The sequence below is a fragment of the Sphaerisporangium album genome, from assembly GCF_003323745.1.
Lineage (GTDB): Bacteria > Actinomycetota > Actinomycetes > Streptosporangiales > Streptosporangiaceae > Sphaerisporangium > Sphaerisporangium album.
In genome coordinates this window covers 158,933-178,326 of record NZ_QOIL01000005.1, presented here as the reverse complement: position 1 = coordinate 178,326, position 19,394 = coordinate 158,933, and the positions used below count along the sequence as shown (strand labels likewise).

The 19,394-nt window shown below is 68.4% G+C and carries 17 protein-coding genes, 1 tRNA gene and 2 pseudogenes; 7 read left to right on the top strand and 13 right to left on the bottom strand.

The window, feature by feature from the left end; translation table 11 throughout:
• Positions 1 to 132 precede the first annotated feature (132 nt).
• From sepX to galU, 6 genes are all read right to left on the bottom strand, one after another.
• Positions 133 to 909 carry a divisome protein SepX/GlpR gene (gene sepX, locus DQ384_RS10830; RefSeq protein ID WP_114028606.1) on the bottom strand — a complete coding sequence of 259 codons (777 nt, stop codon included), beginning with the start codon at positions 907 to 909 and terminating at the stop codon, positions 133 to 135.
• Between the two features lie 289 nt (positions 910 to 1,198).
• The gene (locus tag DQ384_RS10825; RefSeq protein WP_114028605.1) at positions 1,199 to 1,831 is read right to left on the bottom strand and encodes a GNAT family N-acetyltransferase; all 633 of its coding nucleotides are present in this window, start codon (positions 1,829 to 1,831) and stop codon (positions 1,199 to 1,201) included.
• Between the two features lie 53 nt (positions 1,832 to 1,884).
• The gene (locus DQ384_RS10820; protein WP_114028604.1) at positions 1,885 to 2,364 is read right to left on the bottom strand and encodes a MogA/MoaB family molybdenum cofactor biosynthesis protein; all 480 of its coding nucleotides are present in this window, start codon (positions 2,362 to 2,364) and stop codon (positions 1,885 to 1,887) included.
• Positions 2,361 to 2,789, bottom strand: coding sequence for a cyclic pyranopterin monophosphate synthase MoaC (gene moaC, locus DQ384_RS10815; protein ID WP_245966401.1), 429 nt, complete (start codon positions 2,787 to 2,789; stop codon positions 2,361 to 2,363). Before moaC ends, DQ384_RS10820 begins: the two co-directional genes overlap by 4 nt.
• Before the next feature lie 38 nt (positions 2,790 to 2,827).
• Positions 2,828 to 4,027 (bottom strand): molybdotransferase-like divisome protein Glp, encoded by a 1,200-nt coding sequence (gene glp, locus DQ384_RS10810; protein WP_114028826.1) that lies wholly within the window; start codon positions 4,025 to 4,027, stop codon positions 2,828 to 2,830.
• Between the two features lie 19 nt (positions 4,028 to 4,046).
• Positions 4,047 to 4,952 (bottom strand): UTP--glucose-1-phosphate uridylyltransferase GalU, encoded by a 906-nt coding sequence (gene galU, locus DQ384_RS10805; protein ID WP_114028602.1) that lies wholly within the window; start codon positions 4,950 to 4,952, stop codon positions 4,047 to 4,049.
• A 12-nt stretch (positions 4,953 to 4,964) separates the two neighbouring features.
• On the opposite strand from galU, the gene DQ384_RS10800 reads away from it, so the two are divergent.
• Complete coding sequence (locus tag DQ384_RS10800; RefSeq protein ID WP_114028601.1) at positions 4,965 to 5,546, top strand: 5-formyltetrahydrofolate cyclo-ligase; 582 nt, start codon at positions 4,965 to 4,967, stop codon at positions 5,544 to 5,546.
• Positions 5,547 to 5,612: 66 nt separating this feature from the next.
• Here DQ384_RS10800 and DQ384_RS10795 read toward each other — a convergent pair whose 3' ends face one another.
• Complete coding sequence (locus DQ384_RS10795) at positions 5,613 to 6,695, bottom strand: LCP family protein (protein WP_181871145.1); 1,083 nt, start codon at positions 6,693 to 6,695, stop codon at positions 5,613 to 5,615.
• A gap of 130 nt (positions 6,696 to 6,825) precedes the next feature.
• Here DQ384_RS10795 and DQ384_RS10790 point away from each other — a divergent pair, with 130 nt between their 5' ends.
• Together DQ384_RS10790 and DQ384_RS43950 are read left to right on the top strand one after the other, a co-directional pair.
• Positions 6,826 to 8,328: a potassium/proton antiporter gene (locus tag DQ384_RS10790; RefSeq protein ID WP_114028599.1), complete on the top strand. Its 1,503-nt coding sequence runs from the start codon at positions 6,826 to 6,828 to the stop codon at positions 8,326 to 8,328.
• Between the two features lie 360 nt (positions 8,329 to 8,688).
• Positions 8,689 to 8,781, top strand: a pseudogene (locus DQ384_RS43950) (FmdB family zinc ribbon protein); the annotation flags it as partial.
• Between the two features lie 62 nt (positions 8,782 to 8,843).
• Here the strand turns inward: DQ384_RS43950 and DQ384_RS43945 are convergent.
• Positions 8,844 to 9,107, bottom strand: coding sequence for a hypothetical protein (locus DQ384_RS43945; protein ID WP_342769394.1), 264 nt, complete (start codon positions 9,105 to 9,107; stop codon positions 8,844 to 8,846).
• Positions 9,108 to 9,261: 154 nt separating this feature from the next.
• Here DQ384_RS43945 and DQ384_RS10780 point away from each other — a divergent pair, with 154 nt between their 5' ends.
• Positions 9,262 to 10,068, top strand: coding sequence for an S-methyl-5'-thioadenosine phosphorylase (locus tag DQ384_RS10780; RefSeq protein WP_114028597.1), 807 nt, complete (start codon positions 9,262 to 9,264; stop codon positions 10,066 to 10,068).
• Between the two features lie 187 nt (positions 10,069 to 10,255).
• Positions 10,256 to 10,900: a Flp pilus assembly protein CpaB gene (gene cpaB / locus DQ384_RS10775; protein ID WP_114028596.1), complete on the top strand. Its 645-nt coding sequence runs from the start codon at positions 10,256 to 10,258 to the stop codon at positions 10,898 to 10,900.
• Positions 10,901 to 11,080: 180 nt separating this feature from the next.
• Here cpaB and DQ384_RS10770 read toward each other — a convergent pair whose 3' ends face one another.
• Positions 11,081 to 12,169, bottom strand: a complete 1,089-nt coding sequence (locus tag DQ384_RS10770) for a D-alanyl-D-alanine carboxypeptidase family protein (RefSeq protein WP_245966366.1) — start codon at positions 12,167 to 12,169, stop codon at positions 11,081 to 11,083.
• Positions 12,170 to 14,085: 1,916 nt separating this feature from the next.
• On the opposite strand from DQ384_RS10770, the gene DQ384_RS10765 reads away from it, so the two are divergent.
• Positions 14,086 to 14,158 (top strand) — tRNA-Arg (locus DQ384_RS10765).
• Between the two features lie 218 nt (positions 14,159 to 14,376).
• Here the strand turns inward: DQ384_RS10765 and DQ384_RS10760 are convergent.
• The 4 genes and pseudogenes from DQ384_RS10760 to DQ384_RS10745 all read right to left on the bottom strand — a co-directional run bounded on the left by DQ384_RS10760 (position 14,377) and on the right by DQ384_RS10745 (position 18,639).
• Positions 14,377 to 15,390 (bottom strand): hypothetical protein, encoded by a 1,014-nt coding sequence (locus DQ384_RS10760; protein ID WP_114028594.1) that lies wholly within the window; start codon positions 15,388 to 15,390, stop codon positions 14,377 to 14,379.
• 80 nt (positions 15,391 to 15,470) lie between these two features.
• Positions 15,471 to 16,052 carry a tyrosine-type recombinase/integrase gene (locus DQ384_RS10755; protein WP_281274037.1) on the bottom strand — a complete coding sequence of 194 codons (582 nt, stop codon included), beginning with the start codon at positions 16,050 to 16,052 and terminating at the stop codon, positions 15,471 to 15,473.
• Positions 16,053 to 16,114: 62 nt separating this feature from the next.
• Positions 16,115 to 17,335, bottom strand: a pseudogene (locus DQ384_RS10750) (IS3 family transposase).
• 242 nt (positions 17,336 to 17,577) lie between these two features.
• Entirely contained in the window at positions 17,578 to 18,639 is a 1,062-nt protein-coding gene (locus DQ384_RS10745; RefSeq protein ID WP_114028592.1) for an ice-binding family protein, read from the bottom strand.
• Between the two features lie 103 nt (positions 18,640 to 18,742).
• On the opposite strand from DQ384_RS10745, the gene DQ384_RS44135 reads away from it, so the two are divergent.
• Positions 18,743 to 19,366: an SSI family serine proteinase inhibitor gene (locus DQ384_RS44135; RefSeq protein ID WP_114028591.1), complete on the top strand. Its 624-nt coding sequence runs from the start codon at positions 18,743 to 18,745 to the stop codon at positions 19,364 to 19,366.
• Positions 19,367 to 19,394 lie beyond the last annotated feature (28 nt).

Here is a 19,394-nt window from a genome sequence, read left to right as displayed (position 1 = left end):
TCAAGGACCGGCCGGACCTACGGGTCCGGCCGGTCACTGGCGTTCGGCACTTCGACACCGACCTCCCTGGGGCTCGCCCCGCGGTCAGATGGCCGCCGGCCTTCACCCGTGGGCCCTGCCGCGGCCGGGGTGTCAGTCTCCGACGGCGCGGCGGGTGCGGTCGGCGTACTGGTCGAAGGGTTCGGCGGGCTTGCGGAACTGGATGATCTCGGCCTCGGCCTGCTGCGCGGCGAGTTCCTCGGCGTGGCGGCGCTCGCGCTCCCTTCGCTCGTGCTCCGCGCGGGCCTTGGCGGCGGCGAGGCGCTGCTCACGGTCAGCGATGACGGCGGCGCGCAGCACGACGGCGTACGCGACGAGCAGCACGGCCGAGGGAGCGGCGCTCCACCAGGGGGCGACACCGACGGCCGCCGTCACCCCGGAGGCGAGGTTGAGCAGGACGATGCAGAGCAGCCAGCGCCGCCTGCGGGCGACGATGCGGGCCCGGCGGCGGCGCTCGTCCTGAGCGGCCTCAGCGGTCTCGGCGACCTCTTCAGCGGGCGAGTCGTCAGACGCGTCAGAGGAAGGGACGGAGCCCGGCGTCGGACCGAGTCGCGGCCCGGCGAAGGACCGGGACGACGAGGCCGCCGTGCCTCGGGCGGAGGTGGGCTTGGGTGACGACGGGGCGTCGAGTTCGATGGTGATCTCGTCGTCGGAGGCGTCCGTCCCGGAGGCCGGGAGGCCGGACACCGGGACGTCCGTGAGCGTGTCGCCGTCGGACTCGTGGGCGTGCCCGGAGGCGTCGCCCTCCGCGGACCCGTCGGTGTACAGCTCCGAGATGTCGATGGAGTGCCGGTCGCGGCGCAGCCACATGGGCACGAGGACGCACAGCCACATCAGCACGATGCCGAGGTAGAGGAAGGCGCTGCTCACCCGCCCACCTCCCCGCGACACGAGCCGCCACCGACCCCTGGGAAGGCGCCCTTCCCCGGCAGCGCGAAGATATGCGCCCGGGACGGCGCGAAGCCACCCATTTCACGACGGCGTGAAATCGCCCGTATGCGGGCAGCGTGAACACAGCACGGGACCGTCGCCGTCGCAAATGTGTTCACGTCACGCACCGTAGGACCGCGTGTCACTGGTTGACGAGCATTCGGTGCGGTGTGTCGCCAGATCGTCAACCCGTTTATCCCCACGGATACGCCAAAGGTATCCATGGCCCCTAGGCCGGGCCGTCGTGCGCCGTCTTCTCCCAGGTCTGCCTCCACTGGGACAGCAGCCCGCGCGGGACGTCCTCCAGCGTGAGGGCGTAGCAGATGTGGTCGCGCCAGGCGCCGTCGATGTGGAGCTGTTTGCGGCGGATGCCCTCCTCGCGGAAACCCAGCTTCTCGACCACCCGGCGGCTCGCGTGGTTCTCCGGCCGGATGTTGGCCTCCAGGCGGTGCAGGCCCACGGTGAAGAAGCAGTGGTCGACGGCCATGGCGAGCGCCGTGGGGATGATTCCGCGCCCGGCGAGCGCGCCGCTCACCCAGTACCCGACCTGGGCCGAGCGCGCGGAGCCCCAGACGATGGCGCCGACCGTGAGCTGGCCGGCGAACGCCCCGCGCCAGGTGACCACCCAGGGCAGCGCGAGCCCCTGCCGTGCCTCGCGGCGCAACGTGCCGACCATGGAGATGTACGGGCCGAGGCCGGTGCGGAACAGCGGCGTCTCAGGGTTGCTGGGTTCCCAGGGCCGGAGCCAGTCGGCGTTGCGCAGACGCGTCTCCCGCCAGACGCCCACATCGCGCAGACGCAGCGGCCGGAGTCCCACCGGCCCCTCTCTGAGGGTGGCCGGCCAGCCGCGAAGTCGATCCACGGGTCAATCATCCCCTGCCGGAGCGTGAATCCGCCATGGCGGCCTCCTGACCCTCAAGGAGCGGGATGGTCGCCCCCTCTGATCTGGTCGACGACGTGCCGCAGGACGGGGGCGAGGACGGCCATGCCGTCGCGCACTCCCCCGGACGAGCCGGGCAGGTTGACGACGAGGGTCGTCCCGGCCTGGCCGGCGAGCCCGCGCGAGAGGATCGAGGTGGGCACCTTGCCGCGGTTGACCTGGCGCACGGCCTCGGCGATGCCGGGGATCTCGCGGTCGATGACGCGGCGGGTCATCTCGGGGGTGAGGTCCGTGGGGGTGAGCCCGGTGCCTCCGGTGGTGACGATCACGTCGTATCCGGCGCGGACGCCGTCGCGCAGGGCCGCCTCGACGGGCTCGCCGTCCGGGACGACGCGCGGGCCGTCCACCTGCTCGCATCCGGCCTCGGCGAGGAGCTCGGCCAGCAGTTGCCCGGATTTATCGGGATAAATGCCCGCAGCGGCCCGGTTGGAGGCCGTCACGACGAGCGCCCTCACGGCCGGTTCCAGACGCCGGTCTTCCCGCCGGTCTTCTGCTCGACCCGGACGTCGCTGATCACCGCCGCGGGATCCACCGCCTTGATCATGTCGACCATGGCCAGCCCCGCCACCGAGACCGCCGTCAGCGCCTCCATCTCGACACCCGTCCGGTCGGCCGTCCGCACCCGGGCGATGATCTCCACCCCCGAGTCGACGACGGTCAGCTCGACCTCCACGCCGTGCAGCGCGATCGGATGGCACAGCGGGACCAGGTCGGGCGTCCGCTTGGCCCCCATGATGCCGGCGATGCGCGCGACGCCGATCGCGTCCCCCTTGGGCACGTCCCCCGACCGCAGGATCGCCACGGCCTCGGGCGACAGCAGCACCCGGCCGGTGGCGCGCGCCGTGCGGACGCCGACGTCCTTGGCCGAGACGTCGACCATGCGCGCGGCGCCGGACTCGTCGATGTGGCTCAGCTCGCTCACAGCGGGATCACCTCCACGGTCGCGCCCTCGGGCAGCTCGGTGACGTCCTCCGGGACCACGATCAGCGCGTTCGCTCCTGCGAGGGCGGCGAGCTGGTGGGAACCCTGCCGGTGCACGGGCGTCACCGAGCCCTTCGCGTCGAGCACCCCGCGCAGGAAGGACCGCCTGCCCGCAGGAGACCGCGCCCCCGCCGTGAGCGCCGCGGTGACGGTGGCCGGGGGGCCGTCGGGCAGTCCGCGCATCTTGGCCAGCGCGGGCTTCACGAAAAGCACGAAAGAGACGTACGACGAGACGGGGTTGCCCGGCAGCGTGAAGATCGGGACCTGCCGCTCGCCGAGCACTCCGAACCCCTGCGGCATCCCCGGCTGCATGGCGATCTTCTCGAACCGGACGGTTTCGAGCGGCGACAGCGCCTCCTTGACGGGCTCGTACGCGCCCATGGAGATGCCGCCCGAGGTGATCACGGCGTCGGCGGCGCCGAGCAGCCCTTCCAGGGTCTCCAGGAACTCCGCGGGATCGTCGCCCACGGCGCGCCGCCGCGTCGCCTCACCGCCCGCCTGGCGGACGGCGGCGACGAGCGTGAAGCTGTTGGACTCCCAGATCTGCCCCGGGCCGAGCGGAGAGCCCGGCTCGACCAGCTCGGCGCCGGTGGAGAGCACCACCACCCGGGGACGGGAACGGGCGAGCACGGCGTGCCTGCCCACCCCGGCGAGAATGCCGAGCTGGGCGGGCCCGATCGTGGTGCCGGCGCCGAGCACGACGTCGCCCGCGCGGACGTCCTCGCCGGACCGGCGGATGGCGTTGCCCACCCGCGCGGGCCTGCGGATCGCGACGCGGTCCGTGCCGCCGTCGGTCCACTCGACGGGCACCACCGCGTCGGCGCCCGCGGGCACCGGCGCGCCGGTCATGATGCGCGTGACGTGCCCCGGCCCGACCGCCCGCGGCGCGGTGTCGCCCGCCGCGACGTCGACCGTGACCGGCAGCACGACGGGGTCCGCCTCGGTCGCCGCCGCGACGTCCCCGGCCCGCACGGCGTACCCGTCCATGGCGGAGTTGTCGAACGGCGGCAACGCGACGGGCGACCGTACGTCCTCGGCCAGGACGGCGCCGAGCGCGGAGTCCAGGCCGATGCCGACGGGGTCGATCGGGCGTACGGTGGCGAGGATCTCGGCCAGGTGCGCGTCAACCGATTTCATCACCATCATGATCTGATTCTCACCCGGAATGCTCGTCGAGGAACTCGCGCAGCCAAGGGATGAACTCCGGGGCCAGGTCGGGACGCTCGGCGGCGAACTGCACGACCGTGCGCAGGTAGTCGAGCTTGTTGCCGGTGTCGTACCGGCGGCCGCGGAACAGCACGCCGTGGACGGGGCCGCCCTCCTCGGTGGAACGCCCGGCGAGCTCCAGCAGCGCGTCGGTGAGCTGGATCTCGCCGCCGCGCCCCGGCGGGGTGTTCTCCAGCACCTCGAAGATGGCGGGGTCGATGACGTACCGGCCGATGACCGCCCAGTTCGACGGGGCCTCGTCGGCCGGGGGCTTCTCGACCAGGCCGGTCACCCGGACCACGTCGTCCTCGTCGGTGGGCTGGATCTCGGCGCAGCCGTACAGCGAGACCTGCTCTCTCGGCACCTCCATGAGCGCCACGACGCTGCCACCGTAGGTGTCGCGCACCTCGATCATGCGCTTCAGCAGGCGGTCGCGGTGGTCGATCATGTCGTCGCCCAGCAGGCAGGCGAACGGGTGGTTGCCGACGTGCTGCTTGGCGCACAGCACGGCGTGGCCGAGCCCCTTGGGCTCACCCTGGCGTACGTAGTGGAAGGTGGCGATCTCGACCGGTTCGAGCACCTGTGAGAGACGCTCGGAGTCGCCCTTGGCCGCCAGCACCTCCTCCAGCTCGTACGCGCGGTCGAAGTGGTCCTCGATGGAGCGCTTGTTCCGGCCTGTCACCATGAGGAGGTCGAGCAGCCCGACCGAGACCGCCTCTTCGACGACATACTGGATGGCCGGCTTGTCGACGATCGGCAGCATCTCTTTCGGGGTCGCCTTGGTCGCCGGCAGGAAGCGCGTCCCGAGACCGGCGGCGGGAATGACGACTTTCGTCACTGGATCGTAGTCAGCCATGGATGCACCTTAATGGAGGGCCGAGTGGACAAAGCGGAGCTGCGCCGGAGGATCGTGGCCGCGCGCGCAGGGCTCGCCGATCCGCGCGGCTCGGCGACCGCGATCAGGGAAACGCTACTCGACCAGCCCTGGGTGCAAATGGCCGGGCTGGTCGCCTGTTATTGGTCGATGGGCTCCGAGCCTTCGACGCACGGCCTGATTTTCGCGCTCTGGAAGCACGGCGCGACGGTGATCCTTCCCGTCCTGCGCCCGGACAATGATCTCGATTGGGCCGTTTACGACGGGCCGGAGTCGATGGCCCCCGGCCCGCGCGGCGTGATGGAGCCCGTGGACACGCGGCGGGGCGTGGACACCATCCGCACGGCCGCGCTGGTCATCGTGCCCGCCCTGGCCGTCGACCCGTCCACCGGCGTGCGGCTCGGGCGCGGCGGCGGCTCGTACGATCGCGCGCTCGCGCGGGTGGGGCCCAATGTGCCCACGGTGGCGTTGCTGCACGAGGGCGAGTTGATCGAGGGAATTCCCGCCGAGCCGCATGACCGGGCCGTGTCGATGGCGGCCCTGCCGTCCGGCATCGTCGGCGTCGGACGGATGTGACCGCGCCGCGCCGTTGTGATCCAGGTGGTCAGGGGAATCGCCGTGCGCGTACAGCTGTGATTCTCGTCACGAAACGATTTGGAGGTCGTCGAGACCGCCATTGTCCTTGAAGTATTCACCCAGCGAGTCGTTGCGGACCGCCTCGTAGAAACGCGCGCCCTCCTTCTTGTCGAGGCGGACGATGCTGGCGCCCTTCACGGTGGCCGTGCCCAGGGTCGGAATCGTGGCGGAGTCGACCGTGTCGGGCCGGATGTCGCGCAGTTCGAGGGCGAGATCGCGCAGTGTGCTCAACGTCACACCGGAGTCCACGCTGACCGCGCGGGTGAGCGCCTCCAGGAAGTCGTTCAGCTTGAACGGGTTCGTCAGCAGATCCTTGCTTATGATCTTGTGACCCATCGCCCCGACGAACGCCTGCTGCCGCTTGATCCGGTCGAAGTCCCCGCCCGGCAGGCCGTAGCGCTGGCGGACGAACAGCAGCGCCTTCTCGCCTTCCAGGTGCACCATGCCCTGCGGCCAGGTCACCTTGTTCGCCGGGTCGTACACCTTGCGCGACACGTACACGTCCACGCCCCCCACGACCTTGCTCATCTGGACGAACCCCTGGAAGTCCAGCGCGGCGAAATGGTCGATGCGGACCTTGGTGAAGTCCTCGATGGTCTTGATCAGCAGCTTCGGGCCACCGAAGGCGTACGCGGCGTTGATCTTGTTGTTTCCGTGCCCGGGGATCCGGACATAAGAGTCGCGGGGGATGCCGATGAGCGTGAGCCGATCCCGGGCGGCCGGGACATGGACGATCATGATTGTGTCGGCCCGCTGGTTGCCGGCCTCGCCCGGACGCTTGTCCGACCCGATGAGCAGCCAGTTCTGCGCGTCGCCCACGGCCTTCGCCGGGCGTCCGGCCTCCTCGGGGAACGCTCCAGGGATACGCTCGATGTTGCCGTTCAGCGTGATCTGACGCTCCATCACCAGCGCGAACGCCGCCGCCACCACCATGGCGAGGACGAGCACGGTCACGATCACCACACGGCGTAAGAGCCGCCGCTTCTTCGGGGGCGCCTCGGGCACGTCGTCACCCTCGCCGGCGGCGTCCTTCCTCAGCCCGTCGAGAACCGCGGGGCTCTCCAGGACCGGGGAAGCGTCGTCCGTCACTGCCGTCCCACCCATGATTCCGTTGATCTAGCATCCGTGTCGCGTGTGACGGTAGCTCAAAGTAGTTCATCGTGGTAGAGGACTACACCAATACGCCACAATGGGCGGAAAAACATGAGGAGGAGAGCCGGTGAACCTTAATATCTGGCTACTCCTCGCGTCCGTCGTCGTGATCGCCGCCATCGCCTCCGTACGGGTCGCGCACCGTACCGGGCTGCCCACCCTGCTCATCTACCTGGGGCTCGGCCTGCTGATCGGCGAGGCGGGGCTCGGCGTCCAGTTCGAGAACGCGCACCTCGCGCAGCAGATCGGCCTCGCCGCGCTCGCCGTGATCCTCGCCGAGGGCGGTCTCACCACGTACTGGCCGCACGTGCGGCGGGCCGTGCCGACCGCGCTCGTCCTCGCCACGATCGGCGTGGGGGTGAGCATCGTCGTGCTCGCGTCCGCCACGCACTGGCTGCTGAACATGGACTGGCGCACGGCGCTGCTGCTCGGGGCGATCCTCGCCTCCACCGACGCGGCGGCCGTGTTCTCCGTCCTGCGCCGACTGCCCCTGCCACAACGGCTCTCCGGCATCCTGGAGGCCGAGTCCGGCTTCAACGACGCGCCCACCGTCATCGTCGTCATGCTGCTCAGCCGGCTGAACACCCCTCTGCCCGGCCTCGGCCAGGTGATGTTCGAGGCGGCCTTCGAGCTGACCGTCGGCTGCGCGGTCGGCCTCGCCGTCGGGCCGCTCGGAGCGTACGCCCTGCGCCGCGTCGCGCTGCCGTCCTCCGGCCTGTACCCGATCGCCGTACTCGCCCTCGCGTTCGTCGCCTACAGCGGCGCCGCCCTGCTGCACGGCAGCGGCTTCCTCGCCGTCTACATCGCCACACTGGTCCTCGGCAACACGCGCCTCCCCCACCGGCCGGCCACCCGCGGGTTCGCCGAAGGGGCCGCCTGGCTCGCCCAGATCGGGCTGTTCGTCATGCTCGGCATCCTCGCGAGCCCCTCCGAACTGCCCGCCACCATCGTCCCCGGGCTCATCGCGGGCCTGGCGCTGCTGCTGCTCGCCCGCCCCGCGTCCGTAGTGGTCTCCGCCCTGCTCGTACGGATCGCGCGCCTCGACCGGCTGTCCTGGCGCGAGCAGGTGTTCCTGTCCTGGGCCGGGCTGCGCGGCGCCGTGCCCATCGTGCTCGCCACCATCCCGTGGGCCGCCGGGATCGTCGGCGCCAAAGGCCTGTTCAACGAGGTCTTCGTCATCGTGATCGTCTTCACGTTCGTGCAGGGGCCCACGCTGCCGTACCTGGCGCGCGTCCTGCGGGTCGGCGCCCCCGACGAGGCCCTGGACCTCGGCGTCGAGGCCGCCCCGCTCGAAGAACTCAACGCCGACCTGCTCCAGGTCACCATCCCGCCAGGGTCCGGGCTGCACGGGGTCGAGATCTTCGAGCTGCGGCTGCCGTCGGACGCCGCCGTCACCATGGTCGTCCGGGAAGGACACTCGTTCGTGCCCCAGGACTCGACCCGGCTCCGCTCCGACGACCAGCTCCTCGTCGTCACGACGGCGGCCTGCCGGGAGCGGGTGGAGCGCCGCCTGCGCGCGGTGAGCCGGCGCGGCAAGCTGGCCGGTTGGTACGGAGAGAGCGGCGAGTAGGCCCTTGGCGGCCACCGGGGTTCGTACCTGGGGCGTCACCGGGGGTTCGTGCCGGGCGACGCCGGGGATTCGTGCCGGGCGACGCCGGGCCCCTCACAGGACCCCAGCACATCACCCCGATCACCCCAGACCCTCCACGGCCGAGATGACGGACTCCGGCCGCACGACCACGGCCGCCGGTCACTGCGTATCACGACAAGGCGCAGGCCAGACCCCTCCGCGGCCGCTCCGGGGGGACCTCCCGCCCGGGATTAGAAGCCGGCCGGGTGGCGTTTAGCCTAATCGGCTGCGTACCATTAGCAGTCGCATCGGTAGAGTGCCAATCTGCGTGAGCATACTGAGCCATACGAGGAGGAGTGCGTGCCCACATACCAGTACGCCTGTACCGCTTGCGGTGAAGGGCTCGAGGCGGTCCAGCGGTTCACCGACGACCCGCTGACCACGTGCCCCAGCTGCCAGGGCCAGCTGCGCAAGGTGTTCTCCGCGGTCGGCATCGTGTTCAAGGGGTCCGGCTTCTACCGGACGGACAATCGGTCGTCCAGTTCCTCCGGCGCCTCGACCTCGTCGTCCGCCACGTCGACCAGCTCGACCGGCTCGTCGAGCTCCGGCTCCGACAGCGGCTCCAGCACCGCCGGCGACTCCGGCTCCGCGAAGAAGGAGCCCGCGTCGGCCAGCGCCTCCACCAGCACCAGCTCGTCCAGCTGACGACGTCGCGGGTTGTACGGCTTGTACGGCCACCCCGACGCCGTACAACCCTTCCACCAGCGTCCGCAGATCACCTCGTCACCCCGGCGCGGACGGCGCCCTCTCCCCTAAGGGACCCCGCCTCCGCCACCGGCAGGCCCGGCCTCTCCCCCTGTGCATAAGCCGGAGTTATCCACAGGGGGCGACTTCACGCCGATCGCCCCCGGCCGGCGCGCTAATGTCATCGCCATGGTCACCAGAGCGGACATCGGAGTCATCGGCGGCTCAGGCTTCTACTCCCTCCTCGACGACGCCGAGGAGGTCGAGGTCACCACGCCGTACGGGCCACCGAGCGACCCCATCACCATAGGGCGCATCGGCTCCCGCACGGTCGCGTTCGTGCCCCGTCACGGCCGCGACCACCGCTTCCCTCCTCATCGCATCCCGTACCGGGCGAACCTGTGGGCCCTGCGCTCGCTCGGCGTCCGCCAGGTGCTCGCCCCGAGCGCGGTGGGTTCGCTGCGCGCCGAGTACGGCCCCGGCACGCTGGTGATCCCCGACCAACTGGTCGACCGCACCACCAGCCGCTCGCACACCTATTACGACGAGGGCGGCGCGATCCACGTCCCGTTCGCCGATCCCTACTGCCCGACCGGCAGGTCTCTCGCCTACGCGACGGCGAGCGCCGAGGGCTGGGACGTCGCCGACGGCGGCACCCTCGTCGTCATCGAAGGGCCCCGCTTCTCCTCCAGAGCCGAGTCCCGCTGGTTCGCCGGCAACGGCTGGACGATCGTCGGCATGACCGGCTACCCCGAGGCGGCCCTCGCCCGCGAACTCGCCCTCTGCTACACCACGCTGGCCCTGGTGACCGACCACGACGCCGGGGTGGACGTCGGCGAGGGCGTCACCCAGGAGGAGGTCTTCGCCTTCTTCGCCGCCAACAGCGAACGCATGCGCACCCTGGTCGCCTCAGTCGCCGCCGCCCTCCCCACCGACCGCCCCTGCCACTGCCCCCACACCCTCGACGGCATAAAACTCCCCTTCCCCCTCCCCTAACCCCCACCCGCCCTGCAGTTCTGACGAGTCCGACGACACGACCTCCCCTAACCGGCCTCCCCTAACCGGCGCCGCATCGGCGGGAAGGGACGTTGGTGATGCCGGCGCCCTGATACGGCGAGCGAGCCCGGCGCGAACGCCACGCGGCGGGCGAACTCCCCCAACCTCACCCCCCTCGGAGACGCCCATGCGAACCGCGATCCCGCGCGTCGTCAAGATTCTCAACCGGCGACGGCGAATCCTGGCAGCCGCGCTCGCGGCGATGGCGACCATCTGCCTTGGCCTCTCCGTACGTCCCGCGCCGACCACGGAGGTCCTCGCCGCCGCACGCGACCTCGCCGGAGGCCCGCTGTCCGCGTCCGACCTGACCGTGGTGCGCCTATCCGAGGACACCGTGCCCGACGGCGCGCTACGTCCCGGCACACGCGTCACCGGCCAAGTCCTGACATCCCCCGCCCGACGCGGCGAACCGCTGACCAACGTTCGCCTGCTGGGCCCTTCCCTGGTCGACGCCTACGGTTCCGGCCTGCTCGCCACCCCTGTACGCATCACAGACGCCTCGTCCGCCCGCCTGCTCCGCGCGGGCGACGTCATCGACGTCATCGCCTCCGCCCCGAGGTGGGACGACGCCGTCAGCCCGGCGACGGCCACGGTGGCGCAGTCTGTCACCGTCATAGCCCCACCGGTTTCCACCCGTTCCGCCGACCCCACGGACTCGATGGGCGATACCGGCGCCCTCGTCGTCCTGGCCACCACCCCCGACCAGGCTCAGCGACTCGCTCAGGCGGCCACAGCCTCACGCCTGTCCATCACCATCCACGGCCGCCCATGACCAGCAAAACCTGACGTTACAGAACGTTACGAGGCCGACACGCCCCTAATCAATGACTCTCCGTGCACAGCCATGCCAACCAACCTCGGACGTCGATCGACCCTCGACGCCCTACAGACACACAGAAGAAATCGCGTACCCACAAATTCGTCCACAGCATGTGGACAACGCGGCAGAGTGCTATAGCAGGGACCCGAGCTCCGGGTCGTACTCCCAATGCCAGGGCTCAAAAGGACTGTGATAGGCCCAGTCCGGATGTATCCACCCAAACTGCTTGCCATTCGCCTCAACCCAGTTGAACTGCAGCGACCGGAAGACGTCCACACCACCACACAGATCCACGGCCAGCCCAAGCCCGTGATTACTGCGCCCCGGCACGGCGGCGAACCCTGGCCGGCGATAGAAGATCGACTGCTGCTGCGCCAGGCTGCGATAGCTGTCGGTCACGCACATCGGCTTGCCGAAGCGCTTCCTGTACGCCTCGTTCATCGCGACGAACGCGATCGCCGCGTCCGCCCGCAGCTCACGCCCCGGCTGCTGCAACGGGCACAGAACGCTCTTCGGGAGCAGCCCGTTCGGATACTGCGCGGCCGAACCGACCCGCGTCGGATCGCACGCCGCACCCGAGCGTCCGCCCTGGTTGACCCGCACTCCCAGCTTGACCAGCGCCTGGGACAGCGACTTGACGACCGCCGCCGAACGCTTCCGCAACGTGTCGATCTCGAGGTTGAGCTGCGCCTCCACCAGCAACTTGGTCGCCCGAAGATCCTGCGCCTCGGCCGCGAGCCTCTGCTGCTCCTGGTAGAGCCGGCCCACATCGGCCAAGATCTCATCGCGCCCGGACACGAGGTACGTCATGTCGCTGAGGGCCCGCAGACTGGAGGTGTCGCTCGCACCCGAGAGGAAAGGGGCCATGTCGCCCCCCTGAGGAGTCTGGTACAGCGACTGCACAAGATCAGCGAGAGGCTTGCGCACCTTGGACAACTCCGCGGTCGCCGTACGGAACTGGTCGAGCTTCTTCTTCAGCTCCGAGTCCGCCTTCGCGAGCGTCGCCTGACGTTGCTCCAGAGCCTTCGTCGCCTCCGCCAGCGCCTGGGACGACCTCTCGGCCTCGCGACGCAGATCCGTCAGGTTCCCCGGAGCCGAGTCCTGACTCACGGCCTCCAGCGTGACCGGCCGCGCCTGCGCCTCACCCGAAGACGACAGGGTGAGCACCGAAACCACCGCCATGAGGACCGCGACCAGGCTCGCCGATCGAGGAGATGGCACGTTAGACCCCTCCGTTTGCGAACTTGTGACCTAAGCCCGGCACGCACGTTACTACAGCAAGACGAGCACCGGGCACGAGTCGCAAGAGCCGTTATGTGCGGATCATGGCATTTATACCTGCTCCGCACCGCCAACTTGACCCAGTCTCCTGAACTGCACCACCCACCCCTGTAACCCCACCGCCCCCGAACCTCCAGCGGTGCCCCGACCACTGCAGCCGGATCCGGCCACCAGGCCACGCGCAGTGCCTGGTCCAGAGTGAGCGAGCGCCTGGTGCGGTGACCACTTACCTTCGCCGGGTGCCCCTTTTCCGTTGCCGCTACGTTGCCTTTCCATGCGCTCACTGCGCGGCTTTCCACGGCGCCGCGCCGGTGGGAAGGCGGACGGCGAATCCGGCGCCGCCGTACGGTGGACAACCCGGTGAACGTTCGTGGTGGCGGCACCAACGAGCAGGAGAAGGGGCGCGGGGCGGCGGGGCGGCGGGGCGGCGGGGCCAGGTTCGCACGCCTCGGACCGGGTGGGGTCTCCTGTCGCCGGGCTCGCGCGGGGAACGTCAGGCAGTGGCGCCACCTACGCGCACATCTACCCGGACCTCCTCGCACTGCCAGCCGCATCCCACCAGACGCCCACGACCCACGGCCATGCCACTTGACGATCCGGCCTACAGCACCGCCAAGACCAGCGGCACCGCTAGAAGCACAGACGCTCCACCACTGGGTGCCCCCCCGCATACGGATGCTCCCCGAGATCACTCCCGGGCAAAAGCGATGGCACAGTCTTGCCGTCGTCGAACTCCTCCCGCCCGGTCCGACGTGACTTCCCCCGCATCCCAAACCCCGTCCCCCGGGCGACCTGTGGCCCGTGTTGCCCGGCGGCGACCCGAACCTCGTCCCGCACAGATCCCGCCCGCTCCCCGCACCGAGACCAAAGCAACGAACCAGCCCCAGCAGAGACTCCCCAGACCCACGAACCACCCCCGGCAGGGACTCCCCGGACCGGCGATTCCGCGCCCTTACCGGTCAAACCTCCAGGAGCCCAGCCGACGACCGCCCCCTCGCCTACAACCCCCAAGGCCTCACCGACCGGCACTCCTGCCCCCACCTCAGCGCCAGCCCCAACCACAGCCCCAAGGCTCCCCACCGTCCCCGCTCCCTTGAACACTTCTCCCGCAGCACCAGGCCCCTCACGCCCGTCCCCGCCGGCCCCGACCCCCGCAGACCCCGCGTCCACCAATCCCTCGAAAGCCTGACTCGCCCGACCGCCGCGCTCAGCGCGATCTCCCTGATCCGCCCGGCGCGCGTCATCCACGCCCCCCGCCGACGCCGCCCCCTCGCGCGTCGCGCCAGCGGCCACCAGCCCCAGATTCAGGCGTCCTTCGCCGACCGGCCCTCCGGCTCCACCCGGTATGAACCCTAGGTAGCGATGATCCCCCCAGTAGCGATGCCGCAGTGGCGGCACCACAGGCTGAACCGCCAGGACCAGCGCCCCTGGCCGCTCCTCTCGCACCGGAGCCGCCCGGACCTTCACCACCCCCGGCGCCTCATCCCGCACCCGCTCCTCATAGCCGGTCAGTTCAGCGGCAAGAAGCCCGCCCCCCAGAATCACAGGCGCGACCATCGCCACCACAAGCCCCCAACGCCCAGCCCCAGGGCGCTTCCGCTCAGCCAGAACAGGCCTCCGCCCAAACCCGCGAGTTCGCCCAAACCCACGAGGCGGCTCACACCCACGCCGCTTCCGCACCCGCCCACACCATTGATCGATCACGCTGCGCGACGATAGTCACGCACAGCGACGAGACGTCCCCGGCATGTCACCCCTTTACCCCAGCTCAGCACACACATGGGATACGCCCCCCAAAGCCAAGCCCGTCCTCGCACACAACCCCCTCCGCTTTCGGTACCCTTACACCAGACCCCGCCTCCGTAGCTCAGGGGATAGAGCACCGCTCTCCTAAAGCGGGTGCCGCAGGTTCGAATCCTGCCGGGGGCACACCTCTGACCAGCCATTTGCCCTCTGACCAGGGCTTTCCTTGATCGCCACTAGTCGATCAAGAGCAGCCGTGAGCCACGGTGTGCAGCCGTAGGTCAGTGATCGCGATACATGTGCGATACGATCTTGATGCTATTTTCCCAGCTCAGCGCAGAACGTACAGAGGTTCAGGATGTGGCGAGAGCCGCTTCCAGGGGAAGCCCGCGAGGGTGTTCGTCCTACTTCCCTCGCGCAAGGTCGATCTGCGTTTGAAGTTCCCCGTCGAGACGAGCAACGAGCCCGCTTACGTGGACCTCAAGCGGCTCGAACTCATCTTCAAGATCAGCGAACGCTGTGAAAAGTTCGAGTACATCGTCATGTCTCCTAATGTCCTCGACAGCTTGCCGCCACCCCTGCACGTCTGGCGCACCGTACTTCAAGTTGGCATCGATCAGTTGCTGAAGAGAGTCGGGAAACCCATCCTCGTGGACCTGGGCCAAACGGATTACTGCGTCAGGCCAGAAGCCCGGAAGCATCTCGCTCGCCCAGGCTACGTCAGCTTCCAGTTCATCCAACCGGCTACTGAGGTGCATCAGGAGCACGTCCTTCAGCCCCGCCGGGTCCAAGCCAAGGCCTGATCGAAGGTGGCTGACGATCATGCTGGCTGTGGGCATCCAAGCTTTGTTACCGGACGGGTTGAAACGATCGAGCTCAGGCGAGGTCCTATTGACTGCTTCTCCAAGAGGCCAGTGATCACCTCGTTCAACGAGCGAACAGGCTAGCTCGAAGTACAGCAAGCTGACTGACCGGACCGTGGCAGCACGGATGCGGTCCCGATGATACAACTCATTGCGATAGCGGTGGAGCTTCTTGAGCACCCGCCCCTCGACTATGGCAATGTGATCTTTCTCGACGAGAAAGTCGACCTTGGAATCAAAGAGGCGGTGCAACTCTTTGACCTTGGCCTTGGGGATTATGGCCGCCTTAATCTCGTCGCGTCTTACCCGCGCGTCCGCATCATTCGTGTGTTGAAGGATTTCATCCCAGCGCATAAGGATCCGCTCGTAGAACGGATTAAACATCAAGTCATGCTCGATCTTCCGGGCCATCAAGAGTTCGGCAGCGTTGTCGAGCAGAATGAACGCGAGGCGAGCATGGGCAGCGGTACCGCGCTCGATCAGGCGACCAGCCTCCTCAAGCTGCACTGCCATGAGTTCATTACGCGACACGTCTGGCAGCTCGGGGAGCTCCACAACATCCTCCGGCGTATCCCAATCGCCCCTAAGGCGGAACTGGCCCTGCGAGGAACCAGGGCCTGTCCAGGGTAGCTAGATCATTCGCTTAGGGCCTCATCAATTTTTCCGTTAGCGCGATCTTGCTGACCTTCCATGCACTTGGCGTACACCTTCAGGAGCACGTCGACACTATGGCCCGCTCGTTCGGCAACCTCGGTTGCCGGCACGCCGGCGTTGAGCCACAGCGAGACTGCGGCATGCCGCAGATCGTACGGCCGGGCCGCCAGGGGCGATGCCATCTGTTCCGGTGTGAAGGCCAGCCGCCTTGCCTGCTGCCAGACGCCTGCGTAGGCCGAGGAGGAGAAAGGCTTGCCTTTGGAGGTGCGGAACAGTCGGGCGTCATCGGCGACGCCGTACCGCTGGATGTGCGCCCGGAGGATGGCCACCAGGACGGGCGGGATGGGGATCTCGCGAGTGTCGTCCTTGGCCCGGTGTTTCAGGCCCCGGGAATCGTGGGTCTCGCCCGAGTTGGTCCATCTCTTGTTGGCCTGTGGGCGCGCCTTCTCCACGGTGAGCAGGCCCCATCCTTCTTCCGGAAGTTGGCAGTTCTGGCGCCGTAGGCCCGCTGCTTCCTCGGGACGGAGAGCGGCGTAGTACATGCAGGCGAACATGCCATGCAGGCGCTTGCCACGGGTCCGGCCGATCGTCGGTATGAACCGCGCCGGGTTTGTTGGAGACCGAGTTACGTGGCTGGGGTGAGAGTAGCTGGGTTGATCTCTGCGCGGTAGAGGGCTTCGTATTCGGTGGGTGGAAGGTCCTGGCAGGCGCTGTGGAGGCGGCGGTTGTTGTACCAGTCGACCCACTCCATGGTGGCTAGTTCGACGTCGTCCAGGCCCTTCCACGGGCCGCGGCGGTGGATCAGTTCGGTCTTGTACAGCCCGATGGTGCTCTCGGCCAGGGCATTGTCATAGCTGTCCCCGCGCGAGCCGACCGAGCTGACCGCACCGGCGTCGGCGAGCCGGTCGGTGTAGCGAATGGACAGGTACTGACAGCCGCGGTCGGAGTGATGCACCAGCCCGTCCAGCGCGTCGGCCTGGCCGCCGCGGCGCCAGAGCGCCATCTCCAGCGCGTCCAGCGGCAGGTCGGTACACAGATGATCGGTCAGCCGCCAACCGACGATCATCCGGGAGAACACATCGATGATGAACGCGGCATAGACGAATCGGCCCAGGTGTGGATGTAGGTCAGATCGGCCACCCACAGCCGGTTCGGCGCCGATGCGGCGAAGTCCCGCTCAACCAGATCGGCCGGCCGCGGGCATAGCGGCTCGGCGATGGTGGTGCGGCGCTTGTGATCACCACGAACCGCGCCGGACAACCCGAGCCGGCGCATCAGCCGGGCAACCGTGCAGCGCGCCACGGCCACGCCCTGGCGGTTGAGCGCCTTCCACATCTTGCGCACCCCGTACACCTCGAAGTTGTCATTCCACAGCTGGACGATTTCGGCCGACAGCTGCTCATCTCGCCGCTCGCGGGCCGAGGGTGGCCGGTTCCTGGCCGCGTAGTACGTCGCAGGCGCGAAATCGAGCGCCTGGCAGATCGGCTCGACGCCGAACTCCTCGCGGTGAGCGTCGATGAAGGCCACTATCTGGGCGGCCGGGGGTCGAGTTCCCGGGCGAAAAAGCAGCCGCCGACTTCAAGATCTCGTTGGCCCGGCGCAGCTCACGGACTTCCCGCTCGAGCGCGGCGATCCGCTGCGCGTCGGTCGTCGAGGTGCCCGGCCGCTGCCCTTCATCGACTTCTGCCTGCCGGATCCAGCCGCGTAACGCTTCGCGATGCACGCCGAGCTGCTGCGCCACCCGGGCGATGGCGCCCGGTGCGTTACCGGTCTGCTCGCGGACCTCAAAGACCATCCGCACCGCGCGCTCGCGCAGTTCCTGCGGGTACTTCCTGGGGGCTGGCATCGCGTGTGTTTCTCCCTTCCGCCAGCACGATCATGCTGGCTTCAGGGTCTCCAAGAAAGTCGGAGCGGTTCATCTAGCTCCGCACCCGAAATCCATGATCCAAGGGACACACCTTTAGTGCGTGTCTAGCGCGGTGGCCACCAACGTTCACCGATGGGTAAGGCGGCTGAGCGTGCGGGCGGCCCCAGCGTTGGTGGCGTTCGCGGTCTCCATCACTGCAGATTCATCGAGGCTGACAGTGGTCAGCCAGGTAGAACGTACTCCACGATTCTCGGTGAAGTGCTGCCGACGAACGCGGTTGTGCCGATATAGACGGCTTTGATCCGATGGATCCCGGCGGGAAGCGCGGAGGTGGTCAGTACCGCGTGCCCCGTGCTGTCGAGAGCGACGGCTCCGAGGATGACCGTCTGGCCGTCGGTGAACACCACCTGGCCCGTTGGGATGGCCGTACCAGTGGTGGCTTTCACTGTGGCGATGAAACTGACGCGTTGGCCCACTGGCATGGGATTTGCCGAAGATGTCAGCGTAGTGGTGGTGCTGGTGGCTGATTCGCCACAGCTCGGGCGGGTGATCGTGTCGGTGTCCAGTGTGACTGCGGCGCTGCGTGCCAGCACCCGGCCGTCCACGATTACGCCCGTCGTGACGGTGATCGAGGCCTGCGCCATGATGTTCCCTCGCAGGGTGGAATTGGTTCCGAGCGTCGCGGAGCTCCCGACCAACCAGAACACGTTGCAAGCCTGGGCACCGTTGACGAGGTTCACACTGCTCGCCGACGCCGTGATCAGCGTGGATGCGGCTTTGAAGATGAATACGGCGTTCGGGTCGCCCTGGGCGTCGAGGGTCAGCGTTCCGGTGATCCCAAAAGTGCCCGCAGGAGAGTCGTACACGCCGGGTGTCTTGGTGGTGTCGCCGAGTTCCACCGGGACGGTGGCGGTGGTCGCGCGTGCTGCGGCGTCATCGTATGCGGTGGCAAGGTCGTTCTTGGCCTGCAACGCGACAGCGTCGGCCACGTGTGCGGCTCCGCTGACATGCCCAGGAGGAAAGCCGGTCACCGAGGTACCCGGACTCAGCCCGAGATCGCCATTGATCGTGGTGGGGCCGGTATTGGTGACCGTCGACCCGGCGAGAACCGTGAAGTTGGCGGCAGCACCCAGTGGTACGGGCGGCGGCGTGGCCGCGCTCGCGCTGGCGGACCCGGCCACACCGATCAGGACACTGGTCGCACAGGCCAGAGCCAGGGCGCGTACCAGCCGGGATGGTGAGGTGAGCCTGCGGATGACGCTTGTGAGACCTCTTGTCGCCATGGGCTTCCTTTCATGAACGCCGACATCGAGGTGCGCCGCCGGCTGGAGGCTCGACGAAGTTCTCGTCAGTCCGGCCGGCCCTCCGGTCAACCGGCGCGCGACCGTGCACGACCGATCTTTGAGGCCGCGCGATCACGGATCTGCCCGAGGCGAAGCCAAAACGATCTTTAAGAGCTGCAAAGAATTGCGCGCGGTGTTGCTGCTTTTCCTGGAGGTCGCTGCGCGTCAAGCTTGGGGCAGTTGGACATCGCACGATCGGGGGGATGCAGGTGGGACGTTTTTTAGTGCGAGTGGCCTGTCTGGTTGCGGGCTCTGTTGCGGCAGCCGGATTCGGTTTGCCGGCCGCGAATGCCGGTTCAGCACTGAGCCGCCGCCAAGTGGCTCTGCTGCTACGTCGGACGTGCCGACGCCACAGGCCAGGGCGTTGGTACTGGTGGTCGGTCAAGGTCCGGTTCTGGTGCCGCCATCGCGGTCTGTGGTTTTGCAGTGTTCACCGCGTGGAGGGGGAACACACCCGCGAACGCAGGAGGCGTGTGCGCTTCTGCGACCGGTATCCGGTGATCTGCAAAAGATCAAACCTCCGGTGCTCATAGTGTGTACGAGGGAGTACCAACCGGTGACGGTGTCGTCGGTGGGCGTCTGGGACGATCACTTCGTCTTGTCGTTGCGGACCTTCACCAACAAGGGGGCCGCTCTTTGGTCAGACTGTCAACGCAACTTTGGTTGACGATGATTCGAACTAATCGAAGACCTCG

Excerpts from the sequence above, each read along its gene's own strand:
- moaC (WP_245966401.1), bottom strand. The coding sequence starts at position 2,789 with ATGGTCGACGTCTCGGCCAAGGACGTCGGCGTCCGCACGGCGCGCGCC.
- glp (WP_114028826.1), bottom strand. The coding sequence starts at position 4,027 with ATGAAATCGGTTGACGCGCACCTGGCCGAGATCCTCGCCACCGTACGC.
- galU (WP_114028602.1), bottom strand. The coding sequence starts at position 4,952 with ATGGCTGACTACGATCCAGTGACGAAAGTCGTCATTCCCGCCGCCGGT.
- DQ384_RS10800 (WP_114028601.1), top strand. The coding sequence starts at position 4,965 with ATGGAGGGCCGAGTGGACAAAGCGGAGCTGCGCCGGAGGATCGTGGCC.
- DQ384_RS10780 (WP_114028597.1), top strand. The coding sequence starts at position 9,262 with ATGGTCACCAGAGCGGACATCGGAGTCATCGGCGGCTCAGGCTTCTAC.
- cpaB (WP_114028596.1), top strand. The coding sequence starts at position 10,256 with ATGCGAACCGCGATCCCGCGCGTCGTCAAGATTCTCAACCGGCGACGG.
- DQ384_RS10745 (WP_114028592.1), bottom strand. The coding sequence starts at position 18,639 with ATGGCGACAAGAGGTCTCACAAGCGTCATCCGCAGGCTCACCTCACCA.